Source organism: Variovorax sp. W1I1 (genome assembly GCF_030815625.1).
GTDB classification, from domain to species: domain Bacteria; phylum Pseudomonadota; class Gammaproteobacteria; order Burkholderiales; family Burkholderiaceae_C; genus Variovorax; species Variovorax paradoxus_C.
In genome coordinates, this window is record NZ_JAUSWZ010000001.1 from 443463 (window position 1) to 463592 (window position 20130).

At 66.2% G+C, this 20130-nt stretch carries 21 protein-coding genes; 14 read left to right on the forward strand and 7 right to left on the reverse strand.

Features of this window, described 5'->3' with window-relative positions:
- Nucleotides 1-97: 97 nt before the first annotated feature.
- The 3 genes from QFZ83_RS02160 to QFZ83_RS02170 all read right to left on the reverse strand — a co-directional run bounded on the left by QFZ83_RS02160 (nucleotide 98) and on the right by QFZ83_RS02170 (nucleotide 3972).
- Nucleotides 98-925, reverse strand: coding sequence for a hypothetical protein (locus tag QFZ83_RS02160; RefSeq protein WP_307502088.1), 828 nt, complete (start codon nucleotides 923-925; stop codon nucleotides 98-100).
- Between the two features lie 377 nt (nucleotides 926-1302).
- Nucleotides 1303-2454 (reverse strand): reverse transcriptase family protein, encoded by a 1152-nt coding sequence (locus QFZ83_RS02165; RefSeq protein WP_307502091.1) that lies wholly within the window; start codon nucleotides 2452-2454, stop codon nucleotides 1303-1305.
- 177 nt (nucleotides 2455-2631) lie between these two features.
- Nucleotides 2632-3972, reverse strand: coding sequence for a hypothetical protein (locus tag QFZ83_RS02170; RefSeq protein WP_307502093.1), 1341 nt, complete (start codon nucleotides 3970-3972; stop codon nucleotides 2632-2634).
- Between QFZ83_RS02170 and QFZ83_RS02175 the strand changes: the two genes are divergently transcribed.
- Nucleotides 3959-4147, forward strand: a complete 189-nt coding sequence (locus QFZ83_RS02175; protein ID WP_307502096.1) for a hypothetical protein — start codon at nucleotides 3959-3961, stop codon at nucleotides 4145-4147. The genes QFZ83_RS02170 and QFZ83_RS02175 overlap by 14 nt on opposite strands.
- A gap of 90 nt (nucleotides 4148-4237) precedes the next feature.
- Here QFZ83_RS02175 and QFZ83_RS02180 read toward each other — a convergent pair whose 3' ends face one another.
- Complete coding sequence (locus QFZ83_RS02180) at nucleotides 4238-4702, reverse strand: DUF962 domain-containing protein (protein WP_307502099.1); 465 nt, start codon at nucleotides 4700-4702, stop codon at nucleotides 4238-4240.
- A 189-nt stretch (nucleotides 4703-4891) separates the two neighbouring features.
- Between QFZ83_RS02180 and QFZ83_RS02185 the strand changes: the two genes are divergently transcribed.
- Nucleotides 4892-5602, forward strand: coding sequence for a response regulator transcription factor (locus QFZ83_RS02185; protein ID WP_307502103.1), 711 nt, complete (start codon nucleotides 4892-4894; stop codon nucleotides 5600-5602).
- A 22-nt stretch (nucleotides 5603-5624) separates the two neighbouring features.
- Complete coding sequence (locus QFZ83_RS02190) at nucleotides 5625-7454, forward strand: hybrid sensor histidine kinase/response regulator (RefSeq protein WP_307502105.1); 1830 nt, start codon at nucleotides 5625-5627, stop codon at nucleotides 7452-7454.
- 224 nt (nucleotides 7455-7678) lie between these two features.
- On the opposite strand, the gene ftsY is transcribed toward QFZ83_RS02190, so the two are convergent.
- Entirely contained in the window at nucleotides 7679-8989 is a 1311-nt protein-coding gene (gene ftsY / locus QFZ83_RS02195; RefSeq protein ID WP_307502108.1) for a signal recognition particle-docking protein FtsY, read from the reverse strand.
- 29 nt (nucleotides 8990-9018) lie between these two features.
- Between ftsY and QFZ83_RS02200 the strand changes: the two genes are divergently transcribed.
- Both QFZ83_RS02200 and QFZ83_RS02205 read left to right on the forward strand, forming a co-directional pair.
- Entirely contained in the window at nucleotides 9019-10470 is a 1452-nt protein-coding gene (locus tag QFZ83_RS02200) for a pitrilysin family protein (RefSeq protein WP_307502111.1), read from the forward strand.
- 13 nt (nucleotides 10471-10483) lie between these two features.
- Complete coding sequence (locus QFZ83_RS02205; RefSeq protein WP_307502114.1) at nucleotides 10484-11833, forward strand: pitrilysin family protein; 1350 nt, start codon at nucleotides 10484-10486, stop codon at nucleotides 11831-11833.
- Between the two features lie 3 nt (nucleotides 11834-11836).
- Here the strand turns inward: QFZ83_RS02205 and QFZ83_RS02210 are convergent, their stop codons facing one another.
- Complete coding sequence (locus tag QFZ83_RS02210; protein WP_307502116.1) at nucleotides 11837-12745, reverse strand: LysR family transcriptional regulator ArgP; 909 nt, start codon at nucleotides 12743-12745, stop codon at nucleotides 11837-11839.
- A gap of 74 nt (nucleotides 12746-12819) precedes the next feature.
- On the opposite strand from QFZ83_RS02210, the gene QFZ83_RS02215 reads away from it, so the two are divergent.
- The 7 genes from QFZ83_RS02215 (at nucleotide 12820) to pcp (ending at nucleotide 17853) form a co-directional block, all read left to right on the forward strand.
- Complete coding sequence (locus tag QFZ83_RS02215; protein ID WP_307502122.1) at nucleotides 12820-13455, forward strand: LysE/ArgO family amino acid transporter; 636 nt, start codon at nucleotides 12820-12822, stop codon at nucleotides 13453-13455.
- A gap of 38 nt (nucleotides 13456-13493) precedes the next feature.
- A complete protein-coding gene (locus QFZ83_RS02220) occupies nucleotides 13494-14150 on the forward strand; it encodes an RsmD family RNA methyltransferase (protein WP_307502127.1) in 657 nt (218 codons plus the stop codon).
- A 43-nt stretch (nucleotides 14151-14193) separates the two neighbouring features.
- The gene (coaD, locus tag QFZ83_RS02225; RefSeq protein ID WP_013543389.1) at nucleotides 14194-14697 is read left to right on the forward strand and encodes a pantetheine-phosphate adenylyltransferase; all 504 of its coding nucleotides are present in this window, start codon (nucleotides 14194-14196) and stop codon (nucleotides 14695-14697) included.
- Nucleotides 14698-14703: 6 nt separating this feature from the next.
- The gene (pxpB, locus tag QFZ83_RS02230) at nucleotides 14704-15366 is read left to right on the forward strand and encodes a 5-oxoprolinase subunit PxpB (protein ID WP_307502129.1); all 663 of its coding nucleotides are present in this window, start codon (nucleotides 14704-14706) and stop codon (nucleotides 15364-15366) included.
- The gene (locus QFZ83_RS02235) at nucleotides 15363-16361 is read left to right on the forward strand and encodes a biotin-dependent carboxyltransferase family protein (protein ID WP_307502132.1); all 999 of its coding nucleotides are present in this window, start codon (nucleotides 15363-15365) and stop codon (nucleotides 16359-16361) included. Before pxpB ends, QFZ83_RS02235 begins: the two co-directional genes overlap by 4 nt.
- 65 nt (nucleotides 16362-16426) lie before the next feature.
- Nucleotides 16427-17167 carry a 5-oxoprolinase subunit PxpA gene (gene pxpA, locus QFZ83_RS02240; RefSeq protein ID WP_042582795.1) on the forward strand — a complete coding sequence of 247 codons (741 nt, stop codon included), beginning with the start codon at nucleotides 16427-16429 and terminating at the stop codon, nucleotides 17165-17167.
- 5 nt (nucleotides 17168-17172) lie between these two features.
- On the forward strand, nucleotides 17173-17853 hold the full coding sequence (pcp, locus tag QFZ83_RS02245; RefSeq protein ID WP_307502137.1) for a pyroglutamyl-peptidase I: 681 nt from the start codon (nucleotides 17173-17175) through the stop codon (nucleotides 17851-17853).
- Nucleotides 17854-17859: 6 nt separating this feature from the next.
- Here pcp and QFZ83_RS02250 read toward each other — a convergent pair whose 3' ends face one another.
- Nucleotides 17860-18570, reverse strand: coding sequence for an alpha/beta fold hydrolase (locus tag QFZ83_RS02250; protein ID WP_307502140.1), 711 nt, complete (start codon nucleotides 18568-18570; stop codon nucleotides 17860-17862).
- A 168-nt stretch (nucleotides 18571-18738) separates the two neighbouring features.
- Here QFZ83_RS02250 and QFZ83_RS02255 point away from each other — a divergent pair, with 168 nt between their 5' ends.
- On the forward strand, nucleotides 18739-19392 hold the full coding sequence (locus QFZ83_RS02255) for a Yip1 family protein (protein WP_307502142.1): 654 nt from the start codon (nucleotides 18739-18741) through the stop codon (nucleotides 19390-19392).
- 31 nt (nucleotides 19393-19423) lie between these two features.
- A complete protein-coding gene (locus QFZ83_RS02260) occupies nucleotides 19424-20119 on the forward strand; it encodes a histidine phosphatase family protein (RefSeq protein WP_307502145.1) in 696 nt (231 codons plus the stop codon).
- Nucleotides 20120-20130: the final 11 nt, after the last annotated feature.

The following is a 20130-nucleotide window of genomic DNA, read 5'->3' on the forward strand; positions in this document are numbered from 1 at the left end:
AGGTGTCTAGAAAACCCGGGGCGATTCACTTCCATCTTCCGCTTTGCTTCACGCAGCGCTGCTTGGCGCGGACGTACCGCCGCCTGCTTTACCGGCTTCATTGCACGCGACGCAAGCTTGGGGAGCCTTGGCTCTGGATGATCTCGTAGAGTTCGAAAGTCGCCTCTGGTGCCTTGGGGGGCGCGGCATCGCTACCCATCTTCTTCAGGCTGGAGGCCCATTTTCCGATGATTTGTAGCGATAAGTCCCGCGGTGTGCTCGCCGTGGCGGCACCGAATTTGCCGAGCTCCTGGGCTACAGCGTTAAGGTTATCGAGCTGGCCATCGTTGGTGGCAGCTTGGGTCACGTCTGCCAACGCTGTTCCAGCCAACTTGAGCTTTTGCGCTTGCTCGCCCAAGGTTTTGAGCTCGGAGTCGGTGAGGCCTTGGAGGCTCTTGCTGGTCAACTTGGTCTGCATATCGGCCGCGATTCCCAGTGCTTGATCGCCGGTGGCCTTTTTCGAGGCCGCTGACTGGGCGGTAGCACCGATCTTGGACCGAATCTCGTCGGCTTCGGCGCGCGTCTTTGCCGCTCCGGCCCGCGCAGTGAGTAAGCCGGCAAAGGAGGTCACCAACTCGGCGAGTTTGGGATCGGTCTTCAGCCCAAAGGTGGCGAGCCTACCGTCAGTGAATGTCATCGCCAGCTCATTGCTCCCGAAGCCTGAGCGCGGCTTGGCATAGATGACGTTGTTCACGTCATTCAGGTAGATGACAGAAATCTCCACCGGTTTGTCCTCGGCGCCAGTGCGCGCCACTAGCAGGTAGGGCTTGGGCGCATAAATTGGAATGCCGGTCTTCTTCGTCAACGTCGCATCCGAATAGAAGTCCACGCCGGCACAGCCAGTTAGTGCCGCCAAGGCGATGGTTGCAACTCCAAGTTTGAGCATCTCTTCCCCAATGGTTAGTTTGGCGGACTATAGGAAGGAGGTTTGAAATTGCCATCCCCCATATTGGGGAGCGCGAGGAAAATCCATGCTGTGGGGCTAGACCACCCAAGGCAAATGAAGGAGCGCTTCAAACTATGTGTCCGTCGTTCCAGAGAATCAGGTGACCCGACCGGCCACTTGGACGATGGGCCGATGGTTCCAGCTAAGGCATTGCCCCGTTGGGCTTGCAAGTCAGTAGATTGAGCGCCCTCAAGCTGACATTCGTCCGATCGAGCTGTGCCTGGCAGGGCGGACATACACGTCAGAAAATTCGAAGCGCCTGAGCGGCCTTTCGGCCAATATTTGAGCGCCTTGAAGTTCGCGCAGGGTCACCAAACTCACATCGGCCACACGATGGTTTCGAAGGCCTTTCGCTGTTCGCTCGCGTACGTGAGTTCGATTTGACCTGCGTATCCCAATAGTCCAAGAACATGGTTTCGCAATCCAACGACGGACGTGAAGCCGCGGGCGCGTGCGTGCTTGACAGGCCCTACGTCGGATCGAGTCAGGTAATAGATGTGCTGGCGAAGCATTGCCTTGAACTGACGCGTGAGTTTGGGCGCCGCGCCGTCGACCAGCAAACCCAGAACGATCTTGCGGCCGGCGGGATTCACGACTGTCGTCTTGCTCGTGTTTGGTGCGAGCCCCGCACGCCCCATCTCTTGGTACACCTTGCCGATGAATGTCGCTGCGCGAGCCCGCGTGAACGCCTTAGATGACGTCGAGAAAGTCATATCGTCCGCGTAGCGGGTGTACTCGAGCCCCTCTGTAGCGGCGATCTCTGCTATGCGCCTGTCCATTCGCACGCAGGCGAGATTGGCGAGCATTGGGCTTGTAGGTGCGCCTTGCGGGAGATGCCCTTGAAACTCCTGCCTATACTCAGCGATGACGAACGGGTGCGCCGAATTGTTTCGGCCCTTCCACTTCTCCGGTCGATGGTGCCCTTCTGCCACGCGCGTGCAGATCCTTGCCATCTCGAACGAGATCAGGCGCTCAAAGCCCAGCCTCCGGAACACCCGGTAAGCGGCAGACTCCGGGATCGATTCGAAGAAATTAGCAACATCGAGCTTTATTAGCCAACGAGATCGGCAATGGTGTTCGGCCGCCTCGTAGAGCTTGCTGTCTGGCGCAAAAGCGACGCTCGCCTCGTGCGGCGTCGACTTACCAAGAATGTTCTTCGCGATCCAGCGTTGAACCTTCATGAGATTCGCAGTCGGCGCGCAAATGAGGCGAGTACGCTTCTTTCCGTCGGGGCCAGCACGCTTTCGGATTCGAAACGTCTCATACGGCTTGACGCTGCGGTTCACGAAGTTGCGCAGAAGACCGTAGTCCACCTCCGTGAGCATCGCGAGGTGATTGAGCGTGAACACGGGTTGAACGTCGCGGTTCCTGCTAACGATTCGTCTTCCAATGACGATGGCACTCGCCAGCACGGCGGGGTTGACGTTTACGGCATTGTCTTCGTAGTGGCGAGGGCTCCAGCGATCCATCTACTTTTGACACCCATGGGGTGAGGTTCATCCCGCATCGAAGGTAGGCCCCGCACTGGCCCCAAAGGGGTCGATGCGGGATGAGGCTTAGCCACAAGCGGGAGCTAAAACGCGAAGCAACAGTAGTCTGCGCCCCGAAGAGACGATAAACGCCATCGGCGCCGGGGGAGCCCGGCATCAACTAGAAGAAATACGCGGAGCCCTCAGGGAGGAAGGATAGTACAAAGGGACGGCAGACGGAACAGCAGCATCCGCTTTCCGTTGCCCCTTTGCAGCGGACAACTCAGCATGGCCCGCATCGGTCAGGCAAAACGTGGGATCAATCCAACCGTACGTGAGAGCCTCTTTGAGTACGTCCTCCACAACGATTTGCGTGAGACCAGTCCTTCGGGCGACCACATCCACTGTTCTGGGAGGGTGAGACAGCGACGCCAAGACAAGATATCGCTCAAGCGCGCCGGGCGGAGCAATCGCGAAATCAACGCCCTCGGCCAAGCGTTTTTGGCGCATGGCCAACAGACGTGCTTCGACTTCGCTGGCGTTGAGCTCAGAAGCAAACTCCGCTCGAGATGCTGCGGTCACACGCGCTGGAAACAATGGCGCCCAACTCTCGCTTGCGGCCCAAAACACCCGAGGACAGTTGTTGGGCATCCCGTGGGCGAATGCAATCAGGGCGCCCGTATCTTCATACCCCAAGGCACCTCGGCGACGATTCGCAGGGTCGTATTGAACACAGAGGCTTTTGACCTTGGCTGCCATCGCGGTACTCAGCGAGCCCTCGATAGTCGGGCACTCGCACACTGTCCGGATTGTCGGTTGCATGGCATGTGAGTTCACACGCTCAAAGCCTGGCGTGGTCGACGCATAGGCGATCACTTCGAACGAGACGCCCTTGGTTTGCCGGGTCGACCAAAGGCTCTTGATCGTTGCGACGCGCCAGGCGGCCTCGAGATATCTCCAGCCTCGATTTCCGCTACCGATGATGTCTGTGAGAAGAATGAACTTTCTGACCGGTAGCGCGGGTACAACAGCTTTTCCTCGGAATGACTTCTTTGCGTCTAGAGCATCTTGGGTTACTCGGAGGCGATCAGGCCCCGGGTGATTAAGAAACTTTTCCGGATTCTCCCGATTTAGTTCAGTGATCAATTGCGCAACGATGCCCTCGCTCCCCACCTCGTCGTTTGGATCGACGGCCATTGCCCGAGCGCCGGTGGCTCGTCTCGGACGAGTCGCGGACTGGGAGAATAGCGGGTCAGGCGGCAGGTTATTGTTGGGGGGCGGAACTGCCCGCTCCGCATACAGCGCGAGTGCGCCATCGGTCTCGTCAGCTGCCTCGAAAACGCGTGCGCGAATATGCCTCGCGAAGTCGTCGCTAGAAACGCGTCGCATAGCCCCGAGCATCGCAATCACAGTGGCTTGGTCTTTGATATCAAACTGACCAAGCCAAGCCACGACAGAATTTGATCGGATGAACTCTTTAGGCACGAAGCTCGCGATCTGATGAATGAAGCTGTCCATCGTAGCTGCAAGTCAACGCGACGGCGAGATGGATCGAAATTTGGTCAAGCGTTCGGCGGAGGTCTACCCTTTGGAAGTCGAGGCAAGCATCTTGGAACTGGGCAAAGCAGAGTTGGCACTGGCCGAAAATTCCAAACTTAACGATGCAAATCGCGAAGAATTCCATCATGAGTGAAACACGAGTTCCAGTCCCAATGAACGGTTACGGCGGATGCCGTTGATTTCAAAAGAACCGCAGTTCCTCGATGAATGGAAATCGACACTACTACCAACGAATCCCCATCTTCAGGAACAGCTTCGACAAAACGAACAGCGGGCCGACCCAGAGATATTGGATGTCTTCGAAGAACGAAGGTTTCTTGCCTTCGATCTTGTGGCCCACGAACTGGAATATCCACGCCACGACAAAGATAGCGGCTGAAATCGGCAAAACAAGCCCGCCCATCGCATGCACCAACGCCAGGGCCAGCGCGGTGAGCACCAGCATCGTCACCAGGAAAGCCGCTGAGCGCAGCAACGCGTAATAGACAAGGCTCGCAGCCACGAAAACATAAGCCACCCACGGGTGAATCGCGAAAAGCAGCCCGACGATGCTCAGCATGATGGCCGGGATGGCGATGTAGTGGATCAGCTCGTTGGTCGGATTGCGGTGGCTTTCCTCGTAGTGCGCAAGCAGCCGGTCGACCTTGCGGTCGCTCGATGCCAGCGGGGCGGCAGCGGTGTGCATCATGGTGAGTCTCCTGAAGAAGCGCCGTTCGATGCGGCGGCGAGAATTCGATGGTGCCCACGGCACCGGCAGATGGCAAGCGGGCAAGCGCTGCGAATGCTACTGAAAAAGTAGCAATTCCGGTCCAGTGGGCGCACCGCGCCATGACTTAGGGCACTGTCGCGGACCCTTTGCCCCGCTAAGATCAAACGCGTGACTCCCTTCGATTCTTCTTCCACGCCTCCGCCAGAGACAGCGGGGGCGGGTCTTCCGGCTCGCGCACCGACCGCGATCCTGGTCGTGGACGACCACGATCTGCTCCGCCTGGGGGTCTGTGCGCTGGTGCAGGCCCAGGCCAGCTCTTCGGGCGGGCGCATCGAGGTCTTCGAGGCCGGCAACGTCACCGACGCCCTCGCGCTGTACGAAACCCATCAATCCGCCATCGGCCTCGTGCTGCTCGACCTGGCGCTGCCCGACACCCACGGATTGAGCGGCCTGGCGGAATTTCGGCTGCGCTTTCCGGCGGCGCGCATCGTGGTGCTGTCCGGCACCGGCAACAGCACGCTGGCGCAGGGTGTGCTTGCACTGGGGGCCAGCGCTTTCCTCCCCAAGTCGGCCGACTTGAAAGAGGTGGTGAGCTTCATCCGCGCCTGCGGCCTCTTGGACCCCGATGCGGCCGACAACCCACCGCCCACCGTTCCGAAGGCGCTCACCGGCTATGCCGAATTCGCCCACGCCAGCGCATGGCAGGAGCTCACGCCGCGCCAGATGCAGGTGCTGCAGTGGGTGCTCGAGGGCAAGGCCAACAAGGAAATCGCCCAGCTCGCCAACCTGAGCGAGGGCACGGTGAAGAACCACGTCTCGACCATCCTGCTGCTGTTCGGCATGCGCTCGCGCGCCCAGTTGATCAGCACGCTGCATTGACGAGCTTCTGAGCTTGCCGGCCGTGGCGTCCAGCGACCCGTCCGCCGACCACACCCTCGGCCAGCGGGTGCTGCGCGAGCACGTCGCTTCTGTCTACGACACTTACATCGTCTCGACGCTGACCCACATGGCGTTCGTGGTGGTGTTCGGCTGCATCATCTATTCGCAACTTCGCAACCTGAGCCTCTTGTTCTGGATCGGCGGCCTGGTGATTGCCGACATCTACGTCTTCTTCACGCCGCGCTGGACCCCGCTGCGTCCCGCGCGGGAAAGCGCGTACTGGGCACGCAAGATCTCCCGCATGGTCACCCTGGTCAGCATGATCACGGCGGTGGTGCCGTGGCTGATCGTGCCCTACGATAACCTGCCGATGACCTCGCTGCTGATGGCGGTGATCGTGGGCAGCTGCGCCCGGGCGGCGCAGTCGCTCTGGCCGCTGAAGTCGGCGCTGTTCGGCTACACGCTCCCGATGTCGCTGGGCCTGATCACCGCGCTGGCATGGCAGGGCGATGGCCTTCATCTTTTTCTGGCGGCTGCCGGCGCGGCCTACCTGCTGCTGACGCTGCGCGCGGGCATCGGGCAGCACAGGCTGCTGACCGAGTCGCTCATGCTGCGCTTCGAGAACGAGGCCCTGGCCGCGCGCCTGGGCGAGCAGATCGCCGCCACCGAGCGCGCCAGCGAAGAGAAAACCCGCTTCCTCGGCACCGCCAGCCACGACCTGCGCCAGCCGCTGCACGCCATCGCGCTCTTTGGCGCCGCGCTCGAGAACGAACTGCGCGACCGTCCCGAGGGCCGCAACGCAGAGCGCCTGATGCGTGCGGTGAATGCGCTCGGTGCATCGCTGGACACCATGCTCGACGTCTCGCGGCTCGATGCGGGCGTGATCACGCCGGTGCCGCAGCCGGTGCAGCTCGACGCGCTCTTCCTGCCGCTCAACCACACCTTCTCGGCGCGCGCCGAGCAGAAGCAGCTGCAATTGCGGGTGCGCGCCAGCGGCCTGTGGGTGCACAGCGATCCGCAACTGCTGCACCGCATGCTGTCGAACCTGATGGACAACGCGCTCAAGTACACGGCCCACGGCGGCGTGACGGTGATGGCGCGCGAGCGCGGCGATTCGGTGTGGGTCGAGGTGCGCGACACCGGCATCGGCATCGCGCCCGAGCAGTCGGGCCGCATCTTCGAGGAGTTCTATCAGATCAACAATCCGGGCCGCGACCGCTCGCGGGGCCTGGGCATCGGGCTGTCGATCGTGCAGCGGCTGTCGCGGCTGCTCGGCCATCCGGTGCAGATGCATTCGCGTCCGGGGCGCGGCACGCACTTTCGCGTCGTGCTGCCGCTCGCCCGTGCGCAGGCCAGCGGGCTGCAGCCGGCCTTTCCCTCCGAGACGGGAGACCTGGCGCCGGTGCCGCAACGCAGGATCGCGCCGCCGCTGCCCGGGCGCGTGCTGCTGCTGGATGACGAACTGGAGATCCGCGAAGCCATGGTTGGCCTGCTGCGCTCGCACGCGATCGATGCGCACGCCGTGGCCGACGAGGCCGGCGCTGCCGCCGCCCTGCAAAAGGCGCACGGCGAAGGGCGCCCGTTCGATCTGCTGCTGTGCGACTACCGCCTGGCCGATGGCGTCGACGGCCTCGATGCCGGCCTGCGCCTCTGCCAGGGGCCGGGCGAGGGCCGCGCCGAAATCCCGCTGTTGCTGATCACCGGCGAGACCTCGCCCGCCCGCCTGCAGCGCGTGCGGGAATCGCAGGTGCCGGTGCTGTTCAAGCCTGTCGTGGCGGCTGCGCTGCTTCAGGCGATGGCCGAGCTTGCCGGGTCGAAGGCCGCGGCCAGGCCCTCAATGGTTGATGCCTGAACACATTGGTAGTAATTGCAATCCGATCGCCGGAGTAAAGATCGAATGGCATGACTTTCGGCACTGGTGAGCATTCGCTCCGCCGAATATCTTCACTGCATTCCGACGCCGCCCAATGGGCCGTACGGCACAAGAACCAGGGGGAAGGGAGAGAAGAAGAAAAGTGAAGAGCGGCCCCGGCGCGAGCGGGGGCCGCTTTTTTTTATTCCGGGATCGTGCCGAAATCAGCCCAGAAGTGCCTGCGCGAATTCGCGCGCGTTGAAGGTCTCCAGGTCCTCGAGCTTCTCCCCGACGCCGATGAAGTAAACCGGAATCGGCCGCTCGCGCGCAATGGCGCACAGCACGCCGCCCTTGGCTGTGCCGTCCAGCTTGGTCACGATCAGGCCGGTAAGACCCAATGTCTCGTCGAAGGCTTTGACCTGCGCGAGCGCGTTCTGCCCGGTGTTGCCGTCGATCACCAGCAGCACCTCGTGCGGCGCGCTGGCGTCGGCCTTGGTGACCACGCGCTTGATCTTCTTGAGCTCGTCCATCAGGTGCAGCTGCGTCGGCAGGCGGCCGGCCGTGTCGACCAGCACCACGTCCTTGCCGCGCGCCTTGCCTGCGTTCACCGCGTCGAAGCTCACGGCCGAGGGGTCGCCGCCCTCGTTGCTCACGATCTCGACCGTGTTGCGGTCGGCCCAGACCAGCAGTTGCTCCCGCGCCGCGGCCCGGAACGTGTCGGCCGCCGCCAGCAGCACCGAGGCGCCTTCGGTGGCGAGGTGCTTGGTGAGCTTGCCGATGGAGGTGGTCTTGCCCGCGCCGTTGACGCCGGCCACCATGATCACCGTGGGCGTGAACTGGCCGATGACCAGCGGCTTCTCGAGCGGGCGCAGCAGATCGGCGATGGCTTCGGCCAGCAGCACCTTGACCTGCGCCGCGTTGGTGGCCATCTGGCGCTTCACGCGGACCTTCAGGTCGTCGAGCAGGTATTCGGTGGCCTTGACGCCGGTGTCGGCCATCAGCAAGGCGGATTCGAGCTCTTCATACAGCGCGTCGTCGATCTGCGCATTGACGAACACGGCCTGGATGCCGGTGCCCGTTTTGCGCAGGCCCGTCTTGAGCTTGTCGAACCAGCCCTTGCGCTCGGTGGCGACGGCGGTTGGCGCGACGGGCGCAGGGGCCGGAGCGGGCGCGGGTGGCGGAGGAGGTGGAACGAAGACGGGCGCGGGTGCTGGCGCCGGAGAGGGGGCCGGCACGACCGGGGCCGGCACTGGTGTGGGCGCCACAACGGGGGCCGGGGCAGGCGAGACAACCGGTGCAGGTGCCGCGACAGGTGTGGGCGCTGGCGCTGGCGGCGGAACGGGTGCCGGAGCTGGCACCGGCGCAGGCGTCACAGGGGTTTCTTCGGCCGCCGGCTTCGCGCCGAACCAACTCGAAGGCGAGAACACCGAGCGTGTGGGCGCGGGCTCCGGGGCAGGGGCCGGCGCGGCCGGCGGTGTGGGCGCCGGCGTGTCGGGGGTTTCGGCAGGCGGTTTTTTCTTGAAGAAACTGAACATCGGGAGCTTTTTACAATCCGACCCATTCTATGAAACACCTCTCGCCACGCAGTACTGCGTCTGGTGCGGTGCTGGCGGTGGCGCTGATGGCGTCCGGAGCCATGCCTGCGCAGGCCCAGTCCACACCGCCCCCCGCCGCATCTCCAGTCGCCATCGCGGCCGCACCGGGCCCCCAGCAATTCACCCTCGCGAACGGCATGACGCTGATCGTCCAGCCCGACCGGCGCGCGCCGACAGCGGTGCAGATGGTCTGGGTCCGCGTCGGCTCGATGGACGAGGTCGACGGCACCTCCGGCGTGGCACATGCGCTCGAACACATGATGTTCAAGGGCACGAAGGACATCAAGCCCGGCGAGTTCTCCCGCCGCGTGGCGCAGCTCGGTGGCCAGGAAAACGCCTTCACCACGCGCGACTACACCGGCTATTACCAGCAGATTCCGGTCGGCAGCCTCGAGCAGGTGATGAAGCTCGAATCCGACCGATTCGCCAACAACCAGTGGCCCGACGACGAGTTCAAGCGCGAGATCGAGGTCGTCAAGGAAGAGCGGCGCCTGCGCACCGAAGACCAGCCCCGCGCGCTGCTCGGCGAACAGCAGAACGCCGCCGTCTTCATGGCCTCGCCTTACCACCGTCCGGTGGTCGGCTGGATGAGCGACCTGGACGCGATGACGCCCGACGACGCCCGCGAATTCCACAAGCGCTGGTACGTGCCCGCGAACGCGGTGCTCGTGGTGGCCGGCGACGTGGACGTCGCCAAGGTCCGTGCACTGGCCGAGAAGTACTACGGCGTCATCCCGGCGCGTGCCGTGCCCGCGCGCAAGCCGCGCGTCGAGCCGGTGCAGCGCGGCATCCGCCGCCTTGAATTCAAGGCGCCCGCCGAGCAGGCCTATGTGTCGCTCGCCTACCGCGTGCCGCAGCTTGCGAACATCGACGACACGAACAGCGATTCCTGGGCGCTCGTTGTGCTCTCGGCCGTGCTGGATGGCTACGCAGGTGCGCGGCTGGATCGCGCGCTTACGCAGGGCCCCGATCGGGTGGCCGATTCCGCCGGCGCCTATTCGGGCTTCATCGGACGCGGTCCGCAGCTCTTCGTGCTCGACGGCGTGCCCTCCCACGGCAAGAGCGCCGAAGTGGTCGAAGCCGCGCTGCGCGCGCAGGTGGCGCGCATCGCGAAGGACGGCGTGGGCGAGGCCGAACTGGCCCGCGTCAAGACGCAGTGGGTTGCCAGCGAAACCTACAAGCGCGATTCAGTGATGGCGCAGGCGCGCGAACTCGGCAGCAACTGGGTCCAGGGCCTGCCGCTCGACGCGAGCGAACGCATCGTCGCCCGGCTGCAGGCCGTCACCGCCGCCCAGGTGCAGGCCGTGGCCGCCAAGTACTTCGGCGACGACCAGCTCACGGTGGCCACGTTGCGACCTTTGCCGCTCGAAGCCAAGCCCCGCGGCCGCGGCTTCGCGGCACCCGCGGGCGAGATGCGCTGAAAGACCGGAACACATGATGACTCTCAAGAAACTGGCGCTGCGCGCCGTGTTTGCCGGCACTGCCGTTCTCGGCCTCGGTCTTGGCACTGCGCAGGCCGCGCTCCCCATCCAGCACTGGACGCTCGCTAACGGCGCCAAGATCTACCTCGTCGCGACCAACGCGCTGCCGATCGTCGACGTGCAGGTCGACTTCGATGCCGGCAGCCGGCGCGATCCGGCGCCCCAGGCGGGCCTGGCCAGCGTGACCTCGGCGATGGTCGAGAAGGGCGTGCGCGCAGGCAAGAACGGCGAGCCCGCGCTCGACCAGAACGCCCTCGGCGAAGCCTGGGCCGACCTGGGCGCGAGCTTCGACGTGAGCGCGGGCACCGACCGCATGAGCTATTCGCTGCGCACGCTCTCCGACCCGGCGCTGCTCGGCAAGGCCGTGGCGCTGGCCTCGCGCGAGATCGGCGAGCCCTCCTTCCCCGACGATGTCTGGCTGCGCGAGCGGGAACGCATCAACGCTTCCATCAAGGAATCCAACACCAAGCCCGCGACCATCGCTGGCCGCGCGTTCGCACAGGCCGTCTATGGCGTGCATCCGTACGGGCAAGAGGTCACCGAGGAAACGTTGGCGCGCATCGACACCGCCGCCATGCGCCAGCGCTACCAGCAACTCATCGTGCCGTGCCGCGCCAAGCTCAGCATCGTGGGCGCGGTCACGCGCGCCGAGGCGGAATCGGTGGCGACCACGTTGCTGTCGCGGCTGCCAGCCACCGACAGTTGCGCGCCGCTGCCCGCGATCGCACCGGTGGCCGCACTGACCGCGCCGAAGGACGAGCGCATTCCGTTCGACTCGGCCCAGGCCCACGTTTTCATCGGCCAGCCCGGCTACCCGCGCAAGGACCCCGACCACTTCGCGCTCACCCTCGGCAACTACGTGTTGGGCGGCGGCGGGTTCGTCTCGCGCCTGACCAACGAGGTGCGCGAGAAGCGCGGCCTCACCTACAGCATCTACAGCGGCTTCGCGCCGGGGCTCGATGCGGGCGCGTTCCGCGTCGGCTTCCAGACCCGGCCCGACCAGGCCGAAGAGGCAGTGAAGATGTCGCGCGAAGTGCTGGCGAAGTTCGTGGCCGAAGGCCCGACCGAGAGCGAACTGAAGGCCGCGAAGGACAACCTGATCGGCGGCTTTCCACTGCTGCTGGACAGCAACCGCAAGCTCATCGGCAACGTCGCCAACATCGCCTGGCACGACCTGCCGCTGGATTACCTCGATACCTGGACCACACGCATGAACGCTGTCACGGCGGCCGACATCAAGGCAGCGTTTGCGCGCAAGCTGCAGCCGGCGCGGATGGTGACGGTGGTGGTCGGCGGAAAGTAACCGTCAGGCCAGCGCGTGCGGGCCGCTGGTGGCGGCCGCACGCACCGCCGTGCCGAGTCGCCGGAGCAACTGCGGCGCCGCGCGCGCCTGCTGCCAGTAGAGCGGCACCGGCAGCGTCGAACCCGGCACCAGTTCCACCAGCGTCCCTTCGCGAATCGCATCGGCCACCATGCTGGCCGGATGCATGCCCCAGCCCATGCCCGCGCATGCCGCTTCGACAAAGGCGTTCGGCGATGGAATCCAATGCCGCGGCGTCTCGACGTTGCGGTGGCAGACGCGGCGCACCCATCGCGCCTGCAAGCGATCCTTGCGGTCGAACACCAGGCTCGGCGCGCTCGCCAGCGTTCGGGCGCCCACGCCCTTGTCGAAATGCCGCTCCACGAATTCGGGGCTCGCGGCGGCCACGTAGTGCATCGTGCCCAGCGCCTCGCTGTTGCAGCCGGCCACCGGCTCGGCGAGCGCGGTCACCGCCGCGAGCACGGCGCCGCTGCGCAAGCGCTCGGCCGTGTGATCCTGGTCGTCGACCGAGAGATCGAGCAGCGCGGCTTCCTCCTGCACGGCGAAGGCCGCTGCCGCTGCCATGAACCAGGTCGCCAGGCTGTCGGCGTTGACGGCCACGCGCACCGTGACGCGTTCGTGCGCCTCTCCGCCCATGCCGAGCGCGGGGAGGGCGTCGCGCAATTCGTGCTCCAGCATGCCCACGCGCTCCACGTGCCGGCACAGCTGCAGGCCCGCTTCCGTGGCGACGCAGGGCTGGCCACGCACCAGCAGCGTGCCGCCGATGCGCTCTTCGAGCAGCTTCACGCGCTGCGAGACGGCCGAGGGCGTGACGTTCAACGCGCGCGCGGCGCGCTCGAAACTGCCTTCGCGCACGACGGCGGCCAGGGCATTGAGGGCGGCGTAGTCAAGCATCGTGATTAGTCAAACTGAATTGAAGTTAGGAGGTTTAGTTTGAGTTAATCCGCGGCGCACCACAAGATCGCACCATGCCTGCCGAATTCACCGCCACTGCTTTCCTCAACGGATTCCTCATGAGCCTGGTGCTCATCGTCGCGATCGGCGCCCAGAACGCCTATGTGCTGCGCCAAGGGTTGCGGCGCGAGCATGTGGGCGCGGTGGTGCTGTTCTGCGCGGCCGGCGATGCGGTGCTGATCGGTGCCGGCGTGGCCGGCATGGCGCAGGCATTGCGAGGACGGCCGATGCTGGCCACTGCGCTCGCGGGACTCGGCGCGGCGTTCCTGTGTGCGTACGGCTTGCGCGCGCTCTGGCGTTCGCGCCAGCCCGGCGCGTTGCAGGCGACGGCGCAGGGCGTGTCGCTCTCACGCGCGGCCGTGGTGGCGCAGGCGGCGGGCTTCACGCTGCTGAATCCGCATGTCTACCTGGACACCGTGCTTCTCGTGGGCAGTGCGGGCGCGCAGTACGCGGGCTCGCTCAAGGTCTGGTTCGTCGTGGGCGCCGCGATGGCGAGCGCCCTGTGGTTCACCGCGCTGGGCTTCGGCGCGCGGCTGCTCGCGCCGGTGTTCGCGCGTCCAGGCGCCTGGCAGATGCTCGATGCGCTGATCGGCGGCACCATGCTCGTGCTGGCCGCGATGCTGGCACGGCGTGCGTTGACGGGCGCCTGACCGGCCGGCCGCCGATGCCGCGGCGTTAAGCTCCCCGCATGCCCCAAAAGAAAGCCACCGCAGCCCCTCGTCCGCCCGCAGCCAAGCGCCCCGCGCGCCCTGTGCGACCCAACGAGGTCCGCATCATCGGCGGCCAATGGAAACGCACCCGCCTCGCGGTGGCCGACAAGCCCGGCCTGCGCCCCACGCCCGACCGCGTGCGCGAGACGCTCTTCAACTGGCTCGCAAGCCTGGCCGGCGCGGGTGGCGGCGAGCTGCCGGGCTGGCATTGCGTCGATGCCTTCGCGGGCACCGGCGCCTTGGGCCTGGAAGCCGCATCGCGTGGCGCGGCCAACGTGCTGCTGTGCGAGCAAGATGCCGCATTGGTCGCTCAACTGCAGGCCGCGAAGACCAAGCTGTCGGCCGAGGCCGTGCGCATCGACCGCGGCAACGGCGTCACGGCGCTCGAGCGCACGACGGCGGGCAGCCTGCACGCCGTCTTCCTCGACCCGCCCTTCGAAAGCGTTGCGCTCTACGAACCGGCCCTGCGCGCCGCGGCCCGTGCGCTGCGCCCCGGCGGCGTCGTTTATCTCGAAGCCCCGCGCCAATGGAACGATGAGGAACTGGCAGCCTTCGGTCTCGCAAGCTTTCGTTACCTGAAGGCCGGCGCCGTGCATGCCCACCTGTTGCGTCTGGCCTCGGAGGCAACTGCATAATCCGCCGAACAAGCCGCACCGGCAGCATGAGGAAGAAGCAACCATGGCCAGCAACGTCATCGCGGTTTACCCCGGCACATTCGACCCCATCACCCTCGGTCACGAGGATGTGGTGCGTCGCGCAACCCAGCTTTTTTCCAAGGTGATCGTCGCCGTCGCGGCGGGCCACCACAAGAAGGCGCTGTTCAACCTCCAGGAACGCATGGACATGGCGCGCGAGGCCGTCAAGCCCTACAGCGATCAGGTCACCGTCGAGAGCTTCTCGGGGCTCCTGCGCGACTTCGTGGTGGCGCGCGGCGGCAAGGCCATGGTGCGAGGCCTTCGCGCCGTGACCGACTTCGACTACGAGTTCCAGCTCGCCGGCATGAACCGCTCGCTGATGCCCGATGTCGAGACCGTGTTCCTCACGCCCAGCGACAAGTACCAGTTCATCTCCAGCACCTTCGTGCGCGAGATCGCGATGCTCGGCGGCGAGGTCAACAAGTTCGTCTCGCCGAATGTCGAGCACATGCTGGCCGCCAAAGTCCGCAGCCTCGGCCGTGAATAAGCCGCAATGAGCGGCTTGCCGCCACCCCGCCTGCATCTGCTCGGGGATGCAGCGCTCCTGTGCGAGCTGCCGGCACCGGCCACGCTGGTTCAGCAGCAGCGCATCTGGGCGCTGGCCGCCGAGGCCCGCGAATGGCCCGGCGTCGGCGAAGTGCTGCCGGGCATGAACAACCTCACGCTGACCTTCGACCCGACCGCGATCGACCTCGATGCGCTCACCGCGCAGGTGCTCGAAGCCTGGCCGAAGCTTTCTGCCAAGGCCGTCGAAGGCCGGCTGGTCGAGATCCCCGTTGCCTATGGCGGTGAGCACGGCCCCGATCTCGGCGATGTCGCGGCCCACACCGGCTTCACGCCGGCGGAAGTCGTGCGGCGCCACAGCGCGGGCGCGTACGTGGTCTACCTGCTCGGCTTCTTGCCCGGCTTCGCTTTCATGGGCGGCCTTGCCCCCGAGCTCGCCACGCCCCGCCGCGCAGAGCCGCGCACTGCCGTGCCCGCGCGCTCGGTCGGCATCGGCGGCGAGCAGACCGGCATCTACCCGCTGGTGTCGCCGGGCGGCTGGCAGCTCATCGGCCGCACCTCGCTCGAGATGTTCGACCCGACCGCCGAGTCGCCCACCCTGCTGCGCCCGGGCGACCGCGTGCGCTTCGTCGTCGAGAGCGTAGAGACATGATCGTCGTCCAGAAGCCCGGCCTGCTGGCCTCGGTGCAAGACCTCGGGCGGCACGGCCATCGCCAGTTGGGCATCTGCCCTGGCGGCGCGCTTGATGTGCTGGCGCTCACGCTCGCGAACCGGCTGGTCGGCAATGTGGACGGCGCCGCGGGCCTCGAACTCACGATGGGCGGCTGCGAAGTGCGCTTCGAGACCGACACGCGCATTGCGCTCGCCGGTGACGACTTCGGCGCGCTGCTCGACGGCGTGCCGCTCTGGCCCAGCTGGAGCGTGCCGGTGGCCGCGGGCCAGGTGCTCAAGCTCTCGGGTGCCAATGCAGCCGGCGCGAAGAAGGCGGGGCTGCGAAGCTGGCTCGCCATCGCGGGCGGCATCGATGTGGTGCCCGTGCTCGGCTCGCGCAGCACCGACCTCAAGGCCGGCTTCGGCGGCCACGAAGGCCGAGCCCTCCGCAAGGGCGACAAGCTGCCGCTGGGTACCTCGCGGCTCAACGCCGCAGAGCGCGCACGCAAGCCCTTCGGCCTGCGGGGGCCCGACTGGGGTCCCGAAGAAGCCGATCGCGCCATCGCCCTGCGCGTGCTGCCCGGTCCCGAATTCGAACAGTTCACGCTTGCAGCGCGCGAGGTGCTGTGGGGCGAGCGCTGGCGCATCACCTCGCAGAGCAACCGCATGGGCAGCCGGCTCGCCGGCACCGAACTCAAGCGCAAGCGCGCAGGCGACATGCTTTCCTCGGGCGTGATCCCCGGCACGATCCAGGTGCCGCCCTCGGGCCAGCCGATCATCCTGATGGGCGATGCGCAGACCACGGGCGGCTATCCGCGCATCGGCGTGGTGATCCGCGCCGACCTCTGGAAGCTCGCGCAGGCGCCGCTCAACGGCAAGCTGCGCCTCGTGCAGGTCGACATGGCGGAGGCGCTCGCCGCCTGGGCCGGTCAGCAGCGCTACCTCGCGCAGGTGGCACAAGGGCTTGCCGTGGCAGGCTGGCCGGGCACGGCATAGACTGTGCGAGCACCCGCCAGCGGCTGCACCGGTGCCGGCCCGCTGAAGAAGAAGGAACCTTCCCCATGCACATCGACCTCAATGCCGACCTCGGCGAAGGCGCTGGCAGCGACGAAGCGCTGCTGGGCCTCGTGAGCTCCGCCAACATCGCCTGCGGCTGGCACGCGGGCGACGCCAAGACCATGCGCCAGTGCGTGCGCTGGGCCATCGAACATGGCGTGGCCATCGGCGCGCATCCGAGCTTTCCGGACCGCGAGAACTTCGGCCGCAGCACCATGCATCTGCCGCCCGACGAGATCGTCTCCAACGTGCTCTACCAAGTCGGCGCGCTCGCCGCGATCGTCAAGGCAGAGGGCGGCCAGCTTGCGCATGTGAAGGCGCACGGCCAGCTCTACAACCAGGCGGTGAAGGAGCCCGAACTCGCTGATGCGCTCTGCGAGGCGGTGCGCCGCTTCGACCCATCGCTGAAGTTCTTCGGCCTCGCCGGCAGCAACATGATCGACGCCGCGCGCCGCGCCGGCCTCACGCCTGTCGAGGAAGTGTTCGCCGACCGCGGCTACATGCCAGACGGCAGCCTCGTGCCGCGCAGCCAGCCCGGCGCGCTGATCGAAAGCGAAGAGCAGTCGATCGCGCAGACCCTCGCATTCGTGCGCGACCACCAGGTGACTGCCATCGATGGCAGCACGGTCGCCGTCAATGCCCAGACCGTTTGCCTGCACGGCGACGGCGCGCACGCGCTGGCCTTCGCGCGGCGCATCCGCGAGCGGCTGCAGGCCGAGGGCATCGCGGTTCGCGCGATGGCTTGAACAGCATGAGCAAGACCGAAGCGAAACGCACGAGCGTCCTGCTGACCGGCTTCGACCCGTTCGACCGCGAAGCGATCAACCCGTCATGGGAGGCCGTGCGCGCACTCGACGGCGCGAAGATCGGCCGCGCCAAGGTGCATGCCCGCCAGATGCCGTGCGTCTTCGGCGATGCCCTTGAAGCGCTGGCGAATGCCATGGACGAACTGAAGCCGCAACTGGTGCTCTGCGTCGGCCAGGCCGGCGGACGCTCGGAGATCACGCCCGAGCGCATCGCGATCAACATCGACGACGGGCGCATCGCCGACAACGCGGGTCATCAGCCGATTGATCTGCCGGTGGTGCCGGGCGCGCCGGCTGCGTATTTCTCGACGTTGCCGATCAAGGCGATCGCGCGCGACTTGCGCGCGGCCGGCATTCCGTCTTCGGTGTCGAACAGCGCAGGCACCTTCGTCTGCAACCACATCTTCTACGGGCTGATGCACCGCATCGCGACGCATCCGGTATCCGGTTTGCCGGGCGTGCGCGGTGGCTTCATCCACATTCCGTACCTGCCCGAGCAGGCAGCGCGCTTTCCGGGTGCGCCGAGCATGTCGCTCGCCACGATGACCGAGGCGCTGCGCATCGCGGTCGCCACCGCGCTCGCGGTGAAGCAGGACGTGGCCGAGACCGGCGGCCAACTGCACTGAGCCTCCTCAGGCCGACGGGAAGGTCTTCGCGAGCCAGGCGTTCAACGCCGCATTGACGAAGTCGGGCTTCTCCATCGTCAGCATGTGGCCGCACTGCGGCACCCACACCACCTCGGCCTGCGGCAGCAGCGCCGCCATTTCTCGCGTGTGCTCGGGCGGCGCGAGCTTGTCGTCGTCGCCGCACATCAGCAGCACCGGGGCCTGCAGTGAGGCCAGGTGCAGGCGTGCGTCAGGGCGCCGCATCACCGCGCGGTTCTGGGCGATGAGCTGGGCGGTGCCGGCATCCAGAACGATGTCGAGGTAGCGCTGCACCAGCACCGGGTCATTTGCTTGCGTCGGGTGGAAGGCGAAATAGACATTCGCCTCGATCACGTCGCGCGCCTCGCCGCGCTCGAAGAGTTCGATGGCGGCTTCGCGCATCTCGAACATGTCGGCAGGCTCAGGCCGCGCGCTCGTGCCGAGCAGGGCGAGCCCGGCGATGCGTTCGGGCGCCTGGCGGGCCGCTTCCATCGCGACCATGCCGCCCATCGAGGCACCGCAGAGCACCAGCGGCCCCGCGTGCTCGCGCAGCACGGCGGCGGCCATGGCTTCGATGGTGTCGTTGCGCGTCTGGACGTTGCTCACGCGGGCGTCGAAGGCGGGGGAAAGGGCAGGCCGCTGGGCCTCCCAGAGGCGCTCGTCGCAGGCGAGGCCGGGCAGTAGAACGAGGTGGGGCATGGAAGGATTCTGCGCGATCGCGGCAAGCGGCGTAACGGCATAGGTCACGGCATAGGACATGGCATAGGCTTCATGGCCAGCAGCCATTGCGGGTCTTGATCGACATACTTTGCGGCGCTGCGTGACGCACCCCGCGCGCGCATTCGCGCTTCAAGTCGAGGACAACAAATGAACCTGGTTCAACGCGTGCAGGACATCCTGCTCAAGCCCAAGGCCACCTGGCCCGTGATCGATGCGGAGCCGGCCGATGCTGCTTCGCTCTACAAGAACTACGTGATGATCCTCGCGCTGATCCCGGCGGTGGCGAGCTTCATCGGCCTCTCGGTGATCGGTCTCGGCATGTTCGGCGTCAACTTCCGCGTGCCGATCGTCGCGGGGCTCGCCAACATGGTCGTGGGCTACGTGCTGTCGCTGGTGATGGTGTTCGTGCTTGCGCTCATCATCGATGCGATGGCACCGACCTTCGAAGGCACCAAGAGCCAGATCAGCGCGCTCAAGCTGTCGGCCTATGCAAGCACGGCCGGCTTCATCGGCGGCATCTTCAGCCTGCTGCCTTCGCTGTCGGTGCTGGGCGCAGTAGCGGCGCTCTACGGCATCTACCTGATCTACCTCGGCCTGCCGGTGCTGATGAAGTGCCCGCCCGACAAGGCCATCGCGTACACCGCGGTGGTGGTGATCTGCGCCATCGTCGGCGGCTTCGTCATCGCGTGGGTGCTCGCGCTGCTCACACCTTCGCCCGCGCGCGTCGGCATGGGCACGGGCATGGGTTTCGTGGGCGAAGCGGTGGCGGCCGTGCAACAGCTCGCCACCGCAAAGGCCTGAGCGTCACGCGCCCGGTGGAAAATGGGCGGCAATGCCAACGCCCAAACCCGACACCACCACCGACATCATCCTGATCCGTCACGGCGAAACCGCCTGGAACCGAGAGCTGCGCTTCCAGGGGCATGCGGATGTGCCGCTCAACGACATCGGCCATGAACAGGCCAGGCGCATCGGCCTGAGGCTTGCGGGCGAGACGGCGCAGCACCTGATCAGCAGCGACCTCATGCGTGCCCAGCAGACGGCGGCCCCGGCGGCGCTGCAGCTGTCGCTGCCGGTGGTCACTTCGGCGGGATTGCGGGAGCAGTACTTCGGCATCGTCGAGGGCATGCGCTCCGACGAGATCCAGAGCCTGCACCCGCGCGCGTGGGAAGAATGGCTGGAGTTCCGCGAGGACCACGCGATGCCCGAGGGCGAGACGGCGCGCGAGTTCCATGCGCGCATCGTCGCGGCGCTCGGCACTATCGCCACGGCGCACCAGGGGCAGCACCTGGTCGTCGTCACCCACGGCGGCGTGCTCGACATGGTGTGGCGCACCGCCAAGGGGCTGAGCCTCAGCGGGCCGCGCCGGAGCGACATTCCCAATGCGGGCTTCAACCGCATCCGCATCGCGGACCCGGCCGCGCCGGATGCAATCGAGATCGTCGAGTGGGCCGACACCCGCCATCTCGCCGACCTGCCGCCGCAGCCGACCTACGACCAGACGCGGCACCTGAAGGACAAGGGCTAAGCGCCCGCGCG